Origin of the sequence: Cognatishimia sp. 1_MG-2023 (assembly GCF_030548175.1) — a bacterium.
Lineage (GTDB): Bacteria > Pseudomonadota > Alphaproteobacteria > Rhodobacterales > Rhodobacteraceae > Cognatishimia.
In genome coordinates, this window is sequence record NZ_JAUORX010000009.1 from 1 (window position 1) to 16,598 (window position 16,598).

Sequence of the window (16,598 nt, forward strand, 5' to 3'; positions counted from 1 at the left end):
CGCAGCTTCCGCAATGACTTCTGCTTCTGCTAACGACGCAGCTGTTCAAAAATTCGCTCCCGAAGCTGACCTGTCTGCATACTCTGACGCAGCAATCGCTCATATCCTGAACACAATCAACGACGACCGCGATGACAGCTTTGTACAGAAACAAGCACAAGTTCGTTCATTGCTTAAGCACTTGAACTAATGAACAACTACTAATCCGCGCTACCAACCTCCCAGTAGCGCGGATTATGGACGAAACAGGCGGCCCTAGGGCCGTCTTTCATAGTTTTAGAGATGCGTTAGTCTAGAACGTCTACGCCATTGCGTAGCATACGAATTTCGCGTTGCGGGAATGGGAAGTTGATCTCATTCGCTTTGAAGGCATCCCAAAGGGCCAAATACACATTGCCGCGAATATTCGTCAGGCCGCCGGTTGGGTCAGAAATCCAGAACCTCAAGATATAATCAACCGAGCTATCCCCAAACCCGACGACGTGGCACACAGGCGCCTTTGGAGTCGATAGCACACGCTCTACTGTCTGAGCCGCTTCAATGGCCACCTTTCGCACCAGATGCGGATCATCGCCATAAGCCGTACCAAAGAAGATATCGAGCCGTACAAAATCGTTTGAATGGGACCAGTTCACAACTTGCCCGGTGATCAAATCCTCATTTGGAATTAGGTATTCTTTGCCATCCCGCGTGACGACACTGACGTATCGGGCACCCAATGAATTGATCCAGCCAAAGGTTTCCCCCAGTGAAATCACATCGCCGGGTTTAATCGATTTATCCAGCAGAATGATCACACCAGACACAAGGTTCGACACAACTTTCTGCAAACCGAAACCAAGACCAACACCAATCGCCCCTGACAAAACAGCAAGGCCTGTCAAATCGACACCCACGATCCGCATCCCAATGAAAAACGCAGCACCGTACAAAACCACTTGCAGGCACTTCACCACCAGAACCTGCATAGAAGGGCTAATGTCGTCATTGCGCTTGATGCGATCAGAGGTCGTTCCAGCCACAAACCGAGCAACAGCAAAGGTCAGCCCCAACATCACAGCGGCTTGCACGATGGTCCAAAGCGACAGCCGCAGGGTCCCGACATTCAACGCCGCCGAATCCAGCAATTGCTGGGCCTCTTCGCCCAATCCGATCAAGGCAAATGTCACCCAAGCCCATGCGCCGTACCGCAACAAACTGCGCAAAAAGGAGTTATGGATCAGCCGCGTCACAAGCGCGATCACCAACCATGCTGACGCCAAATTCGCGACAACACCCAATAGGTAGGAACGACTTGGCCAAGTTACTTCGCGCATCACAAGGACGGTCAACCAGATCAGAACAACGAAAATGATCAAAGCCAACCGCTTTTGCAGCAACAACATGTACCGATAGCGCCACTTGGGCCACCCTTCTCGGCTGCGCATCCAGTTCTTGATACGTGGCCCAGCAATGCGCGATATTACAAACGAGGCAATCAATAGCCCAACGATCATGCCGACCTGATAGGCATTCCAAGGCCGCAACAGCCCCTCGGCAAACGCCATCCCCTGATCCCACAAACTCAGCGCGATCTCTTGCGTATCTTGTTCGACCGCAGGTGTTGATGGTGCCTCAGGCGTTTGCTGGGTGTCTGCGTTTTCAAGAGTAGTCGTGTGTTCAGTCATGCCGTGCCTCTGCTTTCATCCAGCGTGACACGGCCCCACCATGGAAAACAAGCCATTTCCCTTGCAGCTAGGGCCGACTCCGTCTATCTGAACCCATATGAAACGCATCTATGACATTGCAGACCGTGCCTTCCTGCCTTGGCGGTTTTTCGGTCAATCTAAATCTGTCATCGCCGCCCTATAAGGGCCCGGCGTGTTTTCGCACGCCCGTATTGCAGCCATAATCGCCAATTCACCAATACGGAGGGACCTATGTCTCCCAAAACGCTTTATGATAAAATCTGGGACGCTCACGTTGCCCACGAAGCCGAAGACGGCACTTGCCTCTTGTACATCGACCGTCACCTCGTCCACGAAGTGACCTCGCCGCAAGCCTTTGAAGGTCTGCGCATGACAGGTCGTAAGGTGCGCGCACCTGAAAAGACCATTGCGGTGCCTGATCACAACGTTCCAACAACCTTGGATCGTGCAAAGGGCATCGAAAACAAAGAATCCCGCATTCAGGTCGAAGCACTGGACAAAAACGCCAAAGAATTCGGCGTGCACTACTACCCAGTGTCAGACGTCCGTCAGGGCATCGTGCACATCGTTGGCCCAGAACAGGGTTGGACTTTGCCAGGCATGACTGTTGTGTGTGGCGACTCCCACACAGCGACACACGGCGCATTCGGCGCTTTGGCGCACGGCATCGGCACATCTGAAGTTGAGCACGTTCTGGCCACGCAAACGCTGATCCAGAAGAAATCCAAAAACATGAAGGTGGAAATCACCGGCAAGCTGAACCCGGGCGTCACCGCCAAGGACATCACGCTAGCTGTTATCGGCGAAACCGGCACAGCCGGTGGCACCGGTTACGTGATCGAATACACCGGCGAAGCCATCCGTAGCCTGTCTATGGAAGGTCGCATGACCGTCTGTAACATGGCCATCGAAGGCGGCGCACGTGCAGGCCTGATCGCGCCTGACGAAACCACATTCAACTACGTCAAAGGTCGCCCACACGCACCTAAAGGCGGTCAGTTCGAGCAAGCGCTAGAATACTGGAAGACTCTCTTCACTGACGAAGGTGCTGTATTTGACAAAACCATCACCCTCAAAGGCGAAGACATTCAGCCAGTTGTGACTTGGGGTACCTCTCCAGAGGACGTTCTGCCAATCACTGGCGTTGTTCCAAATCCAGAAGATTTCGAAGGTGGCAAAGTAGAAGCCGCGCGTCGTTCGATTGAATATATGGGCCTGACACCGGGTCAGAAACTGACTGACATCGAAATCGACACTGTCTTTATCGGCTCTTGCACCAACGGCCGTATCGAAGATTTCCGCGCTGTGGCCGAAGTGGTCAAAGGCAAGAAAATCAAAGACGGAATGCGTGCGATGATCGTTCCGGGTTCTGGCCTCGTGCGTGCACAAGCTGAAGAAGAAGGTCTTGCAGACATCTTCAAAGAAGCTGGCTTTGAATGGCGCCTTGCAGGTTGCTCTATGTGTCTTGCGATGAACCCAGATCAGTTGTCCGAAGGCGAGCGTTGCGCAGCAACCTCAAACCGGAACTTCGAAGGTCGCCAAGGCTACAAGGGCCGTACACACCTCGTGTCTCCAGCCATGGCAGCCGCCGCTGCACTGACTGGTAAACTGACCGACATCCGCGACTTGCTGTAAGGACCACGAAAATGGAAAAGTTTCAAAAACTGACCGGTATCGCGGCACCAATGCCGCTGGTGAACATCGACACAGACATGATCATCCCAAAAGTGTTCCTGAAGTCTATTCAGCGCACTGGCTTTGGCGTGAACCTGTTTGACGAAATGCGTTACAACCGCGACGGCACAGAAATCGAAGACTTCGTGCTAAACAAACCACAATATCGCAACACCGAAATTCTGGTGGCCGGCGATAACTTTGGTTGCGGTTCCTCTCGCGAGCACGCCCCTTGGGCGATTGCAGATTTCGGCATCAAATGTGTTGTGTCGACATCTTTCGCTGACATCTTCTTCAACAACTGCTTCAAGAACGGCATTTTACCAATCGTATTGCCGCAGGAAACTGTTGATCTGCTGATGTCAGACGCGGAAAAAGGTGAAAACGCGCGGATGACTGTTGATCTTGAAGCACAAGAGATCACAACTTCAGATGGCGAAGTCATAAAGTTCGACGTTGATCCACACCGCAAGCATTGCCTGCTCGAAGGTTTGGACGACATCGGCCAAACGATGCAAAAAGAAGCATCCATTGATGCGTTCGAAGCAACTGCAAACGCATCGCGTCCTTGGGTCTAATCCCAAGCACCACGCAAAAAGAAAGCCGCCCCAACGTGGGCGGCTTTTTCATTTGATCAGTCGTAAGCCGTGAAACTGCGCAGCGGTGCTTTATTCACCACCGCTTCGTAAATCTCCGCAGTGTATTGCGCCTTGGCTTCCCAAGTGAATGCTTGATGCGCATATTCACACCCCGCACCAGCAATTGCCTCATGCGTCTTTGGATCATCCACGCAGGCTTCCATTGCCTTTTGATTACTCCGCACCAGCCCATCCATCGGGGACAACGGCAATGAAATCCCGCGCCCTTTAGACACCAAAGCCCCTGGCGCACCGTAATCCGTTACGATCAACAAAGTACCACAGGCCATCGCCTCGACGACAACACCAGCCCCAAGCTCGCGAATAGACGGAAACACAAAGGCATCCGCCCGGCGCATCGCATCCGCAACCTCGGACTGCGTCTTGCGACCCTCAAATATCACCCGATCCTGCGCATCATGCTCGGCCACAATGGCTTGCAAACGCGGTAATTCCGGCCCGTCGCCAATGATCGTCATCTTATGCGCCTTCAGCTTTTCAGAGCTGGCGAATGCACGCACCGCCGCCTCGGGCACTTTGTAAGGAACCAATCGCCCAGCAAACAAAAACTCAAACGGGCCGTCACCTGCAAACGGTCCTCGCGCGCGACCCGCATGGAAAAGCTCAGGATCAATCCCAACCTCGGGGAATGAAATAATCTTGTTCGGATCAGCCAAGTTCAGATCATCAATGGTGTGCTGAAAACCTGCCAGCAAACAATCCGCTTTAGTCTGAGTACGCCGCGCATAGGGCAAGAATTTGTACAGATCCCGCAAACCACGCGCGCGTTCTTTCTCGCGCTTTTGCTCACCCGAAAAGGCAGCTGGCCAATCTAGGTTGCCATTCAACGGGCCAATCACAAACGGCACGTCACCTTTCGCCACCATCGCACTTGGCATGGTTGGAGACATCGGCGTTATGCGATGGATCACATCAAACTCACCGGCATTCACACGATCTTTCATCGTACGCCAGGCTTGTTTTTCAAACGCCACATAGGGCGGATAAGACATGATCATATTTGTAGACCACGCCACCTGATCGCCACCACGCAACCATGTCGCGACTTTATCCATCGGCGCGGCCAGCCATTCAGTATCAATGAAATGCACTGGCGCGCCCATGTCGCCTGCTTTTTCGATGTTCTCGCGATTGCGCACATGGGTCACAACCGTCACATCCGCAACCTTGGCCAAAGCACGCGCGTACTTGTAGCCAACGATTGGCAAAGAGGGCCATTCGGGATTGCATTGCTCAGCGAGGATCAGAATACGGCGACGTGTCATTTGGCTTGCCTAGCCCATGGTCAGGGCAAAAAAAAGGCTCAAGCTTGCTCAGACACAGGCAATATCAAAACGCGTCCATCTTGTGACACTCATCCGAATACACCCTGCCCGAATTCCGCCACATTTTCGCGGTAACAATGCCTTACACTTCCATACCGGATCCGGAGAACCGATCCGCATTAACAACTCCAAACCCATCCCAACCTGCGAAAGCCGTAAAAATCGCACGAGCTTCTCAATCTAGAACGATGGATTCGCAGTCTTTTTTCCGTTGAATGGTGCAAAGGCGCACCACTTTTTGTCAGCTTTGGTCAGAAAGTTAACGGATCAGAAACAAAGCCTTGAGAATTCGGGCAATCCCCGTCAACATTAAGGCAAGAATGAGGCAGACCACCCTTGGGGACGAGGATGGTTCAAGTTGGAAACAGCAGGCGGCAACGTATCGCGGCGGTCCAGTTTGAAGGGAACGGAGCAGTGCTCACACAATTTATAAGCGCGGCAACACGCGCGATTCTGATGGCTATTCTGGTAGCCACACCTGCGATGATACTCCCGAACGTCAGTTCGGACGCCAGTCAAATTGCGCTTTTGATGTCCTTCTTTGCGGCAGCTTTGATCTTCATCGAATATTTCTCGACTTACCCCAGCATCATTGAATTCCGCTATGCACCGCCGTTCAACCGTTTGCGGTTCATTGTCGTATTCATCACGGTCTTCACTCTCGCTTCGATTGAACGGGGGCTAACAGAACCAAACGCGCTGACCGGATTGCTGCGCGCGATTGGCACATTAGCAGGCAATGCGCTCGACTTTCCTTACTCACCAATTCGCTTGGTCATCATCGCATTACCTGCAGATGCAGCCATTGCAGATGTTAGCTTTGTTCGCACCTCTGCGGGCCTTGCCTATGCCCTTTCAATGATCAGCCTTGGTGTCTTCTACTTCATGGTCCGCGCCCGCGATTGGCCTGCCCGCAATGGCGCCTTTAATGTCTGGGTGAACCTGCCTTTGTTTGACCCAACAGCCGGCGGTGATGTTCTTCCCCGCCTAAACCGCGACGGGCGTCTTAACATTGCATTAGGCTTTCTTCTGCCATTCATGTTCCCAGCATTCTTCAACGCAATCTCTGAGTTGGCCAACCCACTGCAACTGACCAACCCTCAGACTTTGATCTGGACGGTGGTCGTTTGGGCATTCTTCCCGGCAGGTATGATCATGCGTGGCATCGCAATGATCCGCATCGCATCGATGATCGACGAAAACCGCAAGCGCGCTTATGCCGTTGCGCAGGGCTTGCAGCCAGTCTGATCCTTTGGGCCGCTACGGCCCAAGCCGACACCCTTCGAATTGCAACCTATAATACGGACCTGCATCGCACCGGTCCTGGCGTAATGCTGCGCGACATTCTGCGAAAAGATCCCGAACCGATGGCGGTTGCCAAACAAATCGCAGATGCCGCACCAGACATCATTGTTCTTCAAAACATCGACTTCGATAGCCAAAACCACGGTCTTTCCGGCCTGCGTGAGCTCATTAATAACCAAGGTGGCCCGAGCTATCCCCACCTATTTGCCCCACGTCCAAACACCGGAATTCCGACTGGCATAGACATCGATGGAGATGGCATATCCAACGGACCGCGCGATGCGCACGGCTATGGCACCTTCCCCGGTCAGCGTGGAATAGCAATTCTATCGCAACACCCAATTGCCACCGCAGGCGTTCAATCCTTCTCGAACATTCTTTGGCAAAACGCCGCCGCTGCCGCTCCTGATGTAATTCCCGCCCCTGAGATGCTTTCAATAGACGCCCGCGACACATTTCGCCTGTCATCAACCGCCCACGTCGCGATCCCGTTTTCGATCAACGGAAGTCTACTCACAATTCTGACCCATCACGCGACGCCGCCCATGTTTGACGGCCCAGAGGATCGCAATGGCTTTCGAAACGCTGCAGAAAACTTGTTTTGGCTGGCTTATCTAAATGGAACCTTCACCGAGGCGCTGCCTCAATCCTATATTCTTGCTGCTCTTACGAATATCGATCCAAACAAGGGGCAAGGACATCGCTCCGCCATGCAGTCCATTCTTCAAAGCCAGCAATTCCGCGAACCGCTCGTTACAGTGCCGCCCACAAATCGCGTAACCGTTCAATGGAACGAAACCCAATCATCCAGCATGCGGGTCAGCTATCTATTGCCCAGCCCCAACATCACGGTCAAAGCAACCGGAAACCGACCAATGCCAAGCGCAAGCCGCCACCATCTGATCTGGATCGACATCGACTTCTGACAAATGCCACCAAAACACCTTCGTTTCTTGATCTTTCGCGCCACAGAAGCTAGGCAGCAGCAAGCAAATTCACGAAGGATTATGAACATGAGCAACCCCTCGCTTCTGATCTTGCCCGGTGACGGCATCGGCAAGGAAGTCATGGCGGAAGTGCGCCGCATTATCGACTGGTACGGCGACAAGCGCGGCCTGCAATTTGATGTCAGCGAAGATCTGGTTGGCGGCGCCGCTTTCGACGCGCATGGCACACCATTGCACGACGACACCATGGCAAAAGCCCAAGAAGTAGACGCTGTTCTGCTCGGCGCTGTTGGTGGTCCTGCCTATGACGACCTAGACTTCTCCGTTAAGCCAGAGCGCGGCCTGCTGCGCTTGCGCAAAGAGATGGACCTTTTCGCGAACCTGCGTCCGGCACAGTGCTTTGACGCACTTGCTGACTTCTCGTCGCTGAAAAAAGACATCGTCGCTGGCCTGGACATCATGATCGTTCGCGAGCTGACATCCGGTTCCTATTTCGGCGAACCACGCGGCATCTTCGAAGAAGACGGCCAGCGTGTTGGCATCAACACCCAGCGTTACACCGAAGCTGAAATCGATCGCGTTGCACGTTCTGCATTCGAATTGGCACGTCGTCGTGGCAACAAAGTCTGCTCGATGGAAAAAGCCAACGTTATGGAATCTGGCATTCTGTGGCGCGAAGTTGTCGAGAAAGTTCACAAAGAATCCTACGCCGACGTAGAGCTGTCTCACATGTACGCCGACAACGGCGCCATGCAGCTAGTCCGCGCACCAAAGCAGTTTGACGTCATCCTGACGGATAACCTGTTCGGCGACATCCTGTCTGATTGTGCAGCAATGCTGACCGGCTCTTTGGGCATGTTGCCGTCTGCTTCTTTGGGTGCACCAATGGAAAATGGCCGTCCAAAAGCCATGTACGAACCGGTTCACGGTTCTGCACCAGACATCACAGGACAAGGCAAAGCAAACCCTTGCGCATGTATCCTAAGCTTTGCGATGGCACTGCGGTACAGCTTTGACCAAGGCGACGAAGCGACACGTCTAGAAAAAGCGGTTGAGAAAGTTCTCTCTGACGGCGTTCGCACAGGCGACCTGATGCAAGCCTCTGACGCACAGCCAGTCAGCACAACCCAAATGGGCGATGCGATCTTGGCAGCGCTGGACGCATCTCTGTAAGACATATTTGGTTGGCGCATAAAATTTGCGCCAACCAACCCCAATTCCGCAATCGTCTAACCCGATTGCGATGCGGTTCTTGCGACTCTCCAAACTTGTGCTAATTGAAGTTAAGAGCTCGCCTCATCGCATTGGAATTGCCATGACTCCGAACAACAACCTAAAAGGCGCGCTTCTATCGCTCGCCGCATTCAGCACATTCTCATCCCATGACGTCATCGTGCGCTATCTGGGTGCCACCTATGCGCCAATGCAAATCCTGTTTTTCGCGAGCTTACTGTCCTTCCCATTATTGACCTTGATGATGGTAAACAACGGCGGCAGCGTCAATCTACGCCCAACTCATCCTTGGTGGGTCGGCCTGCGTTCACTTACGATGGTTGGCGGCGGCGTCTGCGGTTTTTATGCATTCTCTGTCCTGCCACTGGCGCAGGTCTACTCGATCCTATTCACAGTTCCGCTATTAATCACTTTGCTCGCAATTCCGATTCTGGGCGAACGCGTCGGCCTTCACCGTTCAGGCGCTGTGGTCGTGGGATTGATTGGCGTGATTATTGTCGTTCGGCCCGGATCAACTGAAATCACATTGGGCCACATGGCAGCTATGGCAGGCGCAGTTTGCGTTGCGACCCAATCCGTCATCGCCCGCCGGATCGGCAACGACGAAAGCCCGGTAGTCATGCTTCTCTACCCATTCTCTGCGGTCTTTGTAACGATGGGCATCGCCTTGGCCTTTGTCTACAAACCCATGCCACTTATAGATTTCGCCGCCGTCACCGTTATTGCGGCTCTGGGGTTCCTAGCGTCGTTTCTTTTAGTGGGCGCCTACCGCGCTGGCGAAGCAGCCGTCGTCGCACCGATGCAATACAGCCAAATTATCTGGGCAACGATTTTCGGGCTAGTTTTCTTCAATGAATCACCGGACCTCCAAACAATCATAGGCGCCTGCGTCATCATTCTAAGCGGCATCTATATCGTCATCCGGGAATCTCTCAGCGGCACGTCCAAGAACACCCCGGTTCTTCGCAACCGCACACGAGCGATCGCCCCTGGCACTTTCCGCATTGGCCAATACCTGCGACGCAAGTAACGCGTCTTAAGCTTTTATCGCTGCCAAAACATGGTCCCGAACTTGCGCTGTGATGGATGCATTACTTGCCAGACAGTCCAACGCACGCGCAGCTTGCTGGGCGCGTGTGTCTTCATCGAACAATGCGATTACCGCCTCAGCAATCGCCGTAGACGTATCGGCAAAAACGGCACCTTCGGTGTTCTTTAACCGAGCATACACATCGGCAAAGTTCCCAACCTGCGATCCCGAAATCACAGCAGACTCCAGCAAAATTGGTTCAAACGGATTGTGACCGCCAATAGGTTCTAGCGACCCCGCGATAAAACTAACCTTTGACAACCGATACCATAGCCCCATTTCGCCAATCGTATCTGCTAAATAAACCTGCGTATCCGCGGTTAGCGGCTCTCCCTTAGAACGCTGGGCCACCACCCAACCAGCCGCGCGCGCCTGCGCCGCTAACGCGTCACCCCGCTCTGGATGACGCGGTACCAGAATCATAACGGCATCTGTCGCTAAGTGCTTATGCGCCTCAAGCAAAACGTCCTCTTCCCCCGGGTGGGTCGAGGCTGCGACCCAAACCGAGCGCCCACGTAGCGTCTGTTCCAGCGCATCAATCTCGTCAACGTCTTGCAAAGGTGGCGCTAATTCTTGCTTCAACGAACCAGTCATACGCAAAGCAACGTCGTTTAACTCAAGCTTCTCTAATAGCGTCAGTGTGCTTTGATCCTGCGCCAAAATCGTATCGAACTTTGAAAACAACAAGCGTGCGGTTTTAGAGACCCAAGACCACCGCTCAATCGTTTTGGCAGAAACCCGAGCATTGATCAGCATCATGGGAATGCCGCGCGCCTTCGTATCGACCAACATCCGCGGCCAGATTTCACTCTCGACCCAAACCGCAACATCAGGCTGCCAATGGTCTAAAAATTGGCGAATGACCTGTGGCGTATCAATGGGCGAAAACTGATGAAAAGCCCGCTCTGGTAAATCGCGCTCCAACAACCGTGCCGAGGTGACTGTGGTGCTCGTCACCAAAATGGAAAGCCCTGGCTGCGCTGCCAATAACGCCGGGATCAAGCCCATCAACGATTGGGTTTCACCAATACTGGCCGCATGCATCCAAATCAAAGGGCCATCAGGCCGCGCCAGCGTCGTGCCACCAAAACGCTCTGCGACACGCGCTTTATCCTCTTTGCCCCCAGCCAACCGACGACGGATCGCAAACCGATAAACCGGCCCCAAAACCCAGCTCAGGCCAAGGTATGACGAAAGAACAACAGATTTGCTCATAGCTCTTTGCTACCTTGTTTTGCCTCATTTCAACAGCGCTGTACCGCTCTGCATCAACACTGTCGAGAGCACCACGAATGCACTGCAGTACCACATAGGATTCTCAATGATCAACAATGACAACATAACCTATAGCGGGTGCATAATTTGTGACCTATATAGGCCCCTCAGGTCACCAACTCTCTGACCAAACGACACATGAGGAGTCACAATGATGAGTGCCGTTTGGCGAAAGCTCAAAGATTGGGAGCGCAAAAACCGAGAGCGGTATTCCCACGACCTTATTGACCCAGAAGAACGTAAAAAGTCGCAGCACTACGCCGACTGGGTGGATCATGGCATATTGCGCTATCGCTGGCACAACTTCGCTCAGATCGCGCCGAACATGTACCGTTCGAACCATCCAAATCACGAACGCTTCGAAGCCTACGCAAAACTAGGCATCAAAACCGTGCTGAACCTGCGCGGCGCGTCAAACCATTCGCCTTACTACTTCGAAGTCGAAAGCTGTAAAAAGCTTAACCTAGACCTCATCGACATACCGATGAGCGCTCGGTCAGCGCCCCCGCCTGAAAAGCTGATTGAGGTAATGGATGCGCTCGAAACCTTAGTAGACATCCCAACGTTGATGCATTGCAAATCTGGCGCAGATCGCACCGGCATCGTCTCTGCAATGTACCTGATGCACATCTTAGGCAAGCCTGTCGAAGAAGCACGTAAAATGCTGTCATTTGACTTTGTGCATATTAAATTCACAAAGACAGGCATCTTGGATTACGTGATCGACATGTACGCACGCCGCGTCGCTAAAAGCCCGATCCCATTTCGCGAATGGGTCGAAACGGAATATGATCACGAAGCGGCCCGTGATGGCTTTAACAACATGGGAATGTGGCGGCGCACCAAACTATAAGCTGCGCTAAGCCTCCTCTTGAACCACAGCGTTGGGAACGTCTTTCCAACGTCTGTGAATCCAGAACCACTGTTCCATATTCTCCCGCACCTGCGCCTCTAACGAGTCATTCAACGCCTGCGTCATCGTTTCGGGGTCAGTGTGTGGGATTGGTTCCTCAACGGATGTCTTAAAAGTCAAACCATCCGGCTGCCGCACGGCATAACACGGCACAACCAACGCATCATACTTCAACGCCAACTCTGCCATAGACAAAGCAGTCCAAGCGCGCTTACCAAAATACGTCAACGGCGCACCATTGCCTGCGCGCACATCAATCAAAGCGGCCAACGTACCACCTGACTTCAAATGCCGCACCATCTGGCCAAGTCCCTGACGGCCACGTTGAAACAATGGTGTCCCAATCGCTGAAATCCTATCTACGTAGAAATCATGAAACAGCGGGTTATCCATCCGCCGATACAAGCCACCAACATGATACCCATGACGGATCAATGCAGACCTGACGACATCGTAATTACCAAAGTGTCCGGAAATCACAATGATCGGACGCCCAGCCGCCTTAGCCTCCTGCATTTGAGACAATCCAGGGCCTGACAGTTCCGTCCCGCCAACATGATCCACAAAATCTTGCGCCGAAAACAGCTCTGCCAAAGTCCGCCCAATATTGTTGGCAACCCGGCCAACCATGCGGCTGCGTTCTTCGCTCGAAAGCTCAGGGGCAATCATTTCCAAATTCTCTTTCGAGCGGCGATTGTATCCCGCAACGGGCGCGATCACATGCTGCATCACCCAGCCCAAAAACCGCACGCGCCGACGATAAGGCAAAGCAAATAAGACGCCCAAAATGGAACGGATCAAAGCGAATTGGAGACGATCACTAAAGCGAACAGATTTGGAGTTTTTTGATGCCATAACATCCGCCGTTATCGCCCATACATGCGCCATTGGAAAGCCCCACTTCTCCAACGTCACGCGGTACGGTAAATCAGGGTCATCCCGCCAAAATAGCATCCGCCGTTCGCGCAGCCAACGCCATGATCGTCAACGATGGGGCCTCACCTGCACCCGAGCTGGGAAAGACACTCGCGTCAGCGATCCAAAGGTTCGGGTGATCAAAACTACGGCCCTGCCCATCAACCACTGCCTCGGCACTATCCAAACCCATCCGCGCTGTTCCAAAGACATGCGTCGACTGAAACGCATCCCAATTGCTGGTCTCTTCAGCAATCTCCACGCCAGCGCGGCTCAAGACCTCACGACAACCACGCGCCATTTCGCGCAACAGTGCCAAACTATTGTCGGTCAAAACAGAATCGATCCGCGGCAACGCCATACCAAACGCATCCACCTGCTCGGGATCCAGCGAGACCTTTGATCGCTCATCTGCGATCACTTGCCCAACAGCCCCCACAGAAACCGCTGATCCAAACCTCGCCCGCATCTGTGCTTTCCATTCCGCCCCAAACCCCGGAAGCAATCGCGCCGCATAGCCAATTGGGCCATTCAACCCTGTGTCCAACGTCGTATGCGTCAGCTTATAGCCACCCGCCAAACCCGGCACCGAAGCCGGGTGTGCCATACCCCAATCAGTTGCATCCGCTGGCAATCCCATATGGCTATTACGTAGCCCGGGCAGCAGCCCCGCACTATTCCACCAGAGCGTCTCCATAAAATTCCGCCCGACCTGCCCCGATCCATTTGCAATACCATCCGGCTGCTCTGCATTGGCCGACGCCAACAACAAGCGCGGCGAGTTCACCGCCCCTGCCGCCAAAACCACTTGCGGAGTTTCGACACGGTGCTTTTGCCCCTGCGACACCACCTCGACCGCCGAAATCACACCCTGTTTGCCCAAAAGCAACCGCGTTACCTGCGCCTCAGACACAATCGTCAAGCGGCCACTATCCATCGCTCGCCGCAACAGACTAACATCCATAGAGGCCTTGTCCCCCAACGGACACCCGCGCGAACACTGACCACAATAGTTGCAGGCAGGACGCTCGTCATAGACCCGGGAATTCACCGCTCTGGGGTTCACAGACCACGGCCGACCAATCTTTCGCCCAGCCTCAGCCAAGACCCTAGCCCCGGGACTCAGCGGATGCGCAGGCATTGGAAAATCGCGACTCTGCGCCCGTCCCGGCCCGGCATCCGTGCCAGCCATACCAATGGCATGTTCAATCTTGCTGTAATAAGGCTCTAACGCCTGATACGACATCGGCCAATCAACACCTGCATCAGTCAACGAATGCAAACGAAACGCGTCCGGGTGTAACCGATGCGCTTCCCCAACAAAATGTAGCGTTGATCCACCAACACCCATCACATGACTATAGCCACCACCCGAAGCCACACGCGCACTGCCTAATACCGGCACATCACGCCCCGCTACCTTTGACCAACGCATCAAGTCGCGGTCGTCAGCATTCAATATGCCCAAGTCACCATACAAAACCCGCGTACGGCTCCCCGGTTTCTGCGGAAAGGCACGCCGTTCCCAATCCGGCCGGTCCTGCGGGTAATCCACCGATGGGTCGAACCGCGGTCCGGCCTCCAGCAACAAGACCTCAGCCCCTTGCGATACCAGCCCCCAGGCCACAGACGCCCCACCAGCTCCTGATCCAATCACGACGACATCTGGGGTTCGACTTAACTCCACGGCGGCAAATACCCGTCTGGCTGCGGCGCTTTATTCAAAGGAAGCCCTGCAATCGCCTCTGACTTGCTAAAATAGATTTCAGTCGCCAACAATCGTGCCACTGCAAAAAACCGACCGGGAATTTGATTGAAATCGGCCTGCGCGGCATGAACCAATATCGCCTGCTGAGTCTCAGGGGACAGCGACAGAAACGATCGCCCCCCAGCCTGATCCAACCAACTCAGCCCATAGTCAAACAACTGCGATAATAGGGCATGCGAACGAACAGCATCCTCCAGCTCTGTGTGTACACCCAAAGCCGATGCCGAAGGCGTCACATCATCCGCCGGTATGATCAAATCAAGGAAATGCGCCAAGATACCGCGCGCTACTGTTGGTTGAGCCGCCGCAGGCTGAAACCCAACCAGCAGCGGCGCAGCCATAGCAACCAACGCCTCACGACGCTTCATAAACCCAAGCCTCTCGGAGAATCACGATGGTTTAATCTGGAATCGCCTCAGAGGACATTTCCGGCTTCTTGATTCCACCAAGGCTGATCTGCGGCAACTGACGGCAGAAATCATAGCTCAACCCAAGGCTAGCGCTGTTGTGGTTCAAGCCTACACCAGCGTCACAGCCAATCGAACCATCAAGGAAATAAGTCAAACCAATCGCGGCCGCCAATGTGTCAGGCTCGTTTGTACTAAGGTATTTCAGCGTGACGCCAACATTGCTGCTACCCGGAAGGGCGCTGCTGATGTTCCCGCCACCAAAGCTCCATGTCAAACCAAGGAAAAACGTTGGTTCATAAACGTAGCTGGAAGGAATTTCAGCTTCAAATCCAGCCACAGCGCTTTGCGTAGATGCGGCGAAGATCGCCGCTGCCATTAATTTTTTCATGATATGTCCCCGTTAGTTATTAATTATTAACATATTACGGGAAATTGGAGAAGCATTTTGCCAGCACACGCCTAGCGCGAACTGGCAGATTTGCCCTTAGCCCATCCGTTCAGAAGCATAGCTACCCGGGCTCGCCGGGAATACAACGGTCTTGTTGCCGTTGATGAAAGACCGCTGCCGCGCATGGGCGTGTACTGCGCGCGCCAATACCTGGCTTTCCACATCACGCCCCAACGACACGTAGTCCGCAGAAGACTGTGCATGCGTCACACGCACGATGTCTTGTTCAATGATCGGACCTTCGTCCAGATCAGCGGTCACGTAATGCGAGGTCGCACCGATTAGCTTCACGCCACGCTCAAACGCCTGCTTATAAGGGTTCGCCCCCTTAAATGACGGCAGAAATGAGTGGTGAATGTTGATGATCCGGCCAGACATTGTCTGACACATCTCATCTGACAGCACTTGCATATACCGCGCCAAAACAACCAATTCCGCACCAGACTCGCGAATAATCCGCATTTGTGCAGCTTCTGCTTCGGGCTTGTTCTCTTTGGTGACTTTGATGCAATGGAAGGGGATGTCGGCATTCACGACAACTTTCTGATAATCCATATGGTTGGAAATAACGCCAACAATCTCAATCGGTAGTGCGCCAATACGCGAACGATACAACAAGTCATTCAAGCAATGCCCGAACCGCGACACCATGATGATCACTTTCATCTTCGTCGCGCTGTCGTGAAATGAAAACTTCATCCCATATTGGTCGGCAATCGGCGCAAACTCGGTTTCCAACGTCTCCAAAGAAGCATTCTCAGGTGCGTCAAACATGAGACGCGCAAAAAACTTTCCTGTTTCCTGATCATCAAACTGCGCCGCATCCAGAATGTTGCAATCGGCCTTGGCCAAATAACCTGACACTGCAGCAACGATGCCCTTCATTGATTGGCATTCGACAGTCAGAACATATTTTGTCATCAGTTTCTCATCTCATGTAGCCGGTGC

The 16,598-nt window shown here is 53.5% G+C and carries 16 protein-coding genes; 8 read left to right on the top strand and 8 right to left on the bottom strand.

Annotated features, from left to right (window positions below; all coding sequences use genetic code 11):
* The coding region (locus Q4544_RS13610; protein ID WP_303507139.1) for a hypothetical protein at window positions 1–190 on the top strand (190 nt) is incomplete at its 5' end.
* A 97-nt stretch (window positions 191–287) separates the two neighbouring features.
* Here Q4544_RS13610 and Q4544_RS13615 read toward each other — a convergent pair.
* Window positions 288–1,667: a mechanosensitive ion channel family protein gene (locus Q4544_RS13615; RefSeq protein ID WP_407063049.1), complete on the bottom strand. Its 1,380-nt coding sequence runs from the start codon at window positions 1,665–1,667 to the stop codon at window positions 288–290.
* A 252-nt stretch (window positions 1,668–1,919) separates the two neighbouring features.
* Here Q4544_RS13615 and leuC point away from each other — a divergent pair, with 252 nt between their 5' ends.
* Together leuC and leuD are read left to right on the top strand one after the other, a co-directional pair.
* Entirely contained in the window at window positions 1,920–3,323 is a 1,404-nt protein-coding gene (leuC, locus tag Q4544_RS13620; RefSeq protein WP_303507141.1) for a 3-isopropylmalate dehydratase large subunit, read from the top strand.
* 11 nt (window positions 3,324–3,334) lie between these two features.
* Window positions 3,335–3,940, top strand: a complete 606-nt coding sequence (gene leuD / locus Q4544_RS13625; protein WP_303507143.1) for a 3-isopropylmalate dehydratase small subunit — start codon at window positions 3,335–3,337, stop codon at window positions 3,938–3,940.
* A 56-nt stretch (window positions 3,941–3,996) separates the two neighbouring features.
* On the opposite strand, the gene Q4544_RS13630 is transcribed toward leuD, so the two are convergent.
* The gene (locus tag Q4544_RS13630) at window positions 3,997–5,286 is read right to left on the bottom strand and encodes a glycosyltransferase family 4 protein (protein WP_303507145.1); all 1,290 of its coding nucleotides are present in this window, start codon (window positions 5,284–5,286) and stop codon (window positions 3,997–3,999) included.
* Between the two features lie 516 nt (window positions 5,287–5,802).
* On the opposite strand from Q4544_RS13630, the gene Q4544_RS13635 reads away from it, so the two are divergent.
* The 4 genes from Q4544_RS13635 (at window position 5,803) to Q4544_RS13650 (ending at window position 9,861) form a co-directional block, all read left to right on the top strand.
* On the top strand, window positions 5,803–6,594 hold the full coding sequence (locus Q4544_RS13635; RefSeq protein ID WP_303507147.1) for a hypothetical protein: 792 nt from the start codon (window positions 5,803–5,805) through the stop codon (window positions 6,592–6,594).
* A gap of 83 nt (window positions 6,595–6,677) precedes the next feature.
* Window positions 6,678–7,577, top strand: coding sequence for an endonuclease/exonuclease/phosphatase family protein (locus Q4544_RS13640; RefSeq protein WP_303507150.1), 900 nt, complete (start codon window positions 6,678–6,680; stop codon window positions 7,575–7,577).
* An 87-nt stretch (window positions 7,578–7,664) separates the two neighbouring features.
* Window positions 7,665–8,771 (top strand): 3-isopropylmalate dehydrogenase, encoded by a 1,107-nt coding sequence (leuB, locus tag Q4544_RS13645; protein WP_303507152.1) that lies wholly within the window; start codon window positions 7,665–7,667, stop codon window positions 8,769–8,771.
* A gap of 142 nt (window positions 8,772–8,913) precedes the next feature.
* Window positions 8,914–9,861, top strand: a complete 948-nt coding sequence (locus Q4544_RS13650; protein ID WP_303507154.1) for a DMT family transporter — start codon at window positions 8,914–8,916, stop codon at window positions 9,859–9,861.
* A gap of 6 nt (window positions 9,862–9,867) precedes the next feature.
* Here Q4544_RS13650 and Q4544_RS13655 read toward each other — a convergent pair whose 3' ends face one another.
* On the bottom strand, window positions 9,868–11,136 hold the full coding sequence (locus Q4544_RS13655; RefSeq protein WP_303507156.1) for a 3-deoxy-D-manno-octulosonic acid transferase: 1,269 nt from the start codon (window positions 11,134–11,136) through the stop codon (window positions 9,868–9,870).
* Between the two features lie 214 nt (window positions 11,137–11,350).
* On the opposite strand from Q4544_RS13655, the gene Q4544_RS13660 reads away from it, so the two are divergent.
* Window positions 11,351–12,049, top strand: coding sequence for a tyrosine-protein phosphatase (locus tag Q4544_RS13660; protein WP_303507158.1), 699 nt, complete (start codon window positions 11,351–11,353; stop codon window positions 12,047–12,049).
* Window positions 12,050–12,055: 6 nt separating this feature from the next.
* Here the strand turns inward: Q4544_RS13660 and Q4544_RS13665 are convergent, their stop codons facing one another.
* The 5 genes from Q4544_RS13665 to purU all read right to left on the bottom strand — a co-directional run bounded on the left by Q4544_RS13665 (window position 12,056) and on the right by purU (window position 16,571).
* On the bottom strand, window positions 12,056–12,964 hold the full coding sequence (locus Q4544_RS13665) for a lysophospholipid acyltransferase family protein (RefSeq protein ID WP_303507160.1): 909 nt from the start codon (window positions 12,962–12,964) through the stop codon (window positions 12,056–12,058).
* 79 nt (window positions 12,965–13,043) lie between these two features.
* Window positions 13,044–14,681, bottom strand: coding sequence for a GMC family oxidoreductase (locus Q4544_RS13670; RefSeq protein WP_303507162.1), 1,638 nt, complete (start codon window positions 14,679–14,681; stop codon window positions 13,044–13,046).
* Window positions 14,682–14,701: 20 nt separating this feature from the next.
* Window positions 14,702–15,160 carry a gluconate 2-dehydrogenase subunit 3 family protein gene (locus Q4544_RS13675; protein ID WP_303507164.1) on the bottom strand — a complete coding sequence of 153 codons (459 nt, stop codon included), beginning with the start codon at window positions 15,158–15,160 and terminating at the stop codon, window positions 14,702–14,704.
* A gap of 31 nt (window positions 15,161–15,191) precedes the next feature.
* On the bottom strand, window positions 15,192–15,590 hold the full coding sequence (locus Q4544_RS13680; protein WP_303507166.1) for a hypothetical protein: 399 nt from the start codon (window positions 15,588–15,590) through the stop codon (window positions 15,192–15,194).
* 96 nt (window positions 15,591–15,686) lie between these two features.
* On the bottom strand, window positions 15,687–16,571 hold the full coding sequence (purU, locus tag Q4544_RS13685) for a formyltetrahydrofolate deformylase (RefSeq protein ID WP_303507168.1): 885 nt from the start codon (window positions 16,569–16,571) through the stop codon (window positions 15,687–15,689).
* Window positions 16,572–16,598: the final 27 nt, after the last annotated feature.

Bases quoted from the DNA above. Each gene is read 5' to 3' on its own strand.
- Q4544_RS13615 (WP_407063049.1), bottom strand. From the start codon at position 1,667: ATGACTGAACACACGACTACTCTTGAAAACGCAGACACCCAGCAAACG.
- leuC (WP_303507141.1), top strand. From the start codon at position 1,920: ATGTCTCCCAAAACGCTTTATGATAAAATCTGGGACGCTCACGTTGCC.
- leuD (WP_303507143.1), top strand. From the start codon at position 3,335: ATGGAAAAGTTTCAAAAACTGACCGGTATCGCGGCACCAATGCCGCTG.
- Q4544_RS13630 (WP_303507145.1), bottom strand. From the start codon at position 5,286: ATGACACGTCGCCGTATTCTGATCCTCGCTGAGCAATGCAATCCCGAA.
- Q4544_RS13635 (WP_303507147.1), top strand. From the start codon at position 5,803: ATGGCTATTCTGGTAGCCACACCTGCGATGATACTCCCGAACGTCAGT.
- Q4544_RS13640 (WP_303507150.1), top strand. From the start codon at position 6,678: ATGCTGCGCGACATTCTGCGAAAAGATCCCGAACCGATGGCGGTTGCC.
- leuB (WP_303507152.1), top strand. From the start codon at position 7,665: ATGAGCAACCCCTCGCTTCTGATCTTGCCCGGTGACGGCATCGGCAAG.
- Q4544_RS13650 (WP_303507154.1), top strand. From the start codon at position 8,914: ATGACTCCGAACAACAACCTAAAAGGCGCGCTTCTATCGCTCGCCGCA.
- Q4544_RS13655 (WP_303507156.1), bottom strand. From the start codon at position 11,136: ATGAGCAAATCTGTTGTTCTTTCGTCATACCTTGGCCTGAGCTGGGTT.
- Q4544_RS13660 (WP_303507158.1), top strand. From the start codon at position 11,351: ATGAGTGCCGTTTGGCGAAAGCTCAAAGATTGGGAGCGCAAAAACCGA.
- Q4544_RS13665 (WP_303507160.1), bottom strand. From the start codon at position 12,964: ATGGCATCAAAAAACTCCAAATCTGTTCGCTTTAGTGATCGTCTCCAA.
- Q4544_RS13675 (WP_303507164.1), bottom strand. From the start codon at position 15,160: ATGAAGCGTCGTGAGGCGTTGGTTGCTATGGCTGCGCCGCTGCTGGTT.
- Q4544_RS13680 (WP_303507166.1), bottom strand. From the start codon at position 15,590: ATGAAAAAATTAATGGCAGCGGCGATCTTCGCCGCATCTACGCAAAGC.
- purU (WP_303507168.1), bottom strand. From the start codon at position 16,571: ATGACAAAATATGTTCTGACTGTCGAATGCCAATCAATGAAGGGCATC.